Below are 1,765 nucleotides of genomic sequence, written 5' to 3' on the forward strand. Positions count from 1 at the left end.
GAGGAGAAGAACGTTGTATTTGAAGAAATTAAAATGTATGAGGATACGCCAGATGATATTGTGCATGACATGTTAACGAAAGCGACATATGAAACGCATCCGCTTGGATACCCAATTTTAGGTACAGAAGAAACGCTTGAAACATTTACAGGGGATACATTACGTCAATATATAAAAGATYATTATACACCTGAAAATGTTGTAGTTTCGATTGCTGGAAATATTGATGAAACATTTGTTCAAACAGTAGAACAATATTTTGGCAACTACGAGGGAACAACAAATCGTGAACAAGTACATAGTCCGATTTTTCATTTTAATAAAGTGACCCGTAAAAAGGAAACAGAGCAAGCTCATTTATGTTTAGGATTCCAAGGATTACAAATGGGACATGAAGATATTTATAACTTAATTGTATTAAATAATGTACTAGGTGGCAGTATGAGTAGCCGTTTATTCCAAGAAGTACGTGAGCAACGAGGATTAGCATATTCAGTGTTCTCTTATCATTCTTCATATGAAGATACAGGAATGTTAACACTTTACGGTGGTACAGGAAGCCAACAATTAGATACTTTATATGATACAATGCAAGAAACGTTAGAGACATTGAAAAATACAGGTATTACAGAGAAAGAACTTGTTAATAGTAAAGAGCAGCTTAAAGGAAATCTGATGTTAAGTTTAGAAAGTACGAATAGCCGTATGAGTCGCAATGGAAAAAATGAATTGCTCCTTAGAAAACATCGTTCGCTCGATGAAATTATTGAGAGTGTGAACAAGGTTACCAAAACAGATGTGGATCAATTGATTCGCAGTATATTTACAAATGAATTTTCCGCAGCGCTAATTAGTCCGAATGGAGAGCTTCCAAAAGGAATGAAATAAGACGAAATAACCGTATCTCGTACGAGGAGATACGGTTATTTTTATGTACGAAGCTTTTTATAAGTATAACAAATTTTGAATGCTAGGGAGAGGAGTTCATTTTCTTGGTATTTTTTAGAGACGTGTAGAATACGTACTTATTATAGGCTAGGATTTGAGGATGTTGTATGGAAGATGTTCGTAAAGGGGAGAAGCATATGCGTTTAAGTGAATTAAGTGGAAAAGAGATTGTGGACTTGGAGCGTGCGGAAAAAATGGGAGTTTTAGGTCACGCTGATTTAGAAATAAACGAGAAGGATGGGGAAATTCAAGCTCTCATTATACCGGTAGGAAAATGGGGCGGGTTTAAAAGAGAGCAGCAAGAAGTTCGTGTAGAATGGAACCGTATTAAAAAGGTCGGTCATGATATGATTATTTTTGACCTTGCAAGCCGCCCAAGCTCACAGTAAAAGATAACCATTTTGGTTGTCTTTTTTTATTCCACTATTCATGGGCAAGTAATACTCCTACCTCAAGATTCAGTAAAAACAAAGAAGATAGGTTGGAAGATAAACTGTCGGTAAAGGTCCAAGTGATGAAGCCTAATAATCGGTGGGGGATGTCGTTGATTAAAGTTTCGCTTTATTGGAACAGGTGTAGCACGTTCAAATGAAAATGGAGTGAGGGAGTAGTAGTTAAGTAATGAGGAAGAGTGTAACTCTAATGGAAGTTTTATCATATAGAATTTCACATATTTAGAAATATTGAATGCTTTTTGTTTTTCAATCACCTCTAACTCGTACGGTACATATGATGTGGAGGAAAAAGAAAAAGTAGGCACTTTTCTTATAAATGAAAGAAAAAGAAGGTGAAGTAGGGAATGTTGACTGAGATGCAC

2 protein-coding genes are annotated in these 1,765 nt (G+C 35.8%); both read left to right on the forward strand.

Annotation, left to right across the window (positions count from 1 at the left end; genetic code table 11):
• Positions 1 to 888: M16 family metallopeptidase (locus tag AC1DIT_RS28035; protein WP_476998596.1), on the forward strand; the 888-nt coding region annotated here is incomplete at its 5' end.
• Between the two features lie 197 nt (positions 889 to 1,085).
• Positions 1,086 to 1,337 carry a YlmC/YmxH family sporulation protein gene (locus AC1DIT_RS28040; RefSeq protein WP_033671483.1) on the forward strand — a complete coding sequence of 84 codons (252 nt, stop codon included), beginning with the start codon at positions 1,086 to 1,088 and terminating at the stop codon, positions 1,335 to 1,337.
• Positions 1,338 to 1,765: the final 428 nt, after the last annotated feature.

It is taken from the genome of Bacillus sp. 05T22, from assembly GCF_056396765.1.

Excerpts from the sequence above, each read along its gene's own strand:
- AC1DIT_RS28040 (WP_033671483.1), top strand. The coding sequence starts at position 1,086 with ATGCGTTTAAGTGAATTAAGTGGAAAAGAGATTGTGGACTTGGAGCGT.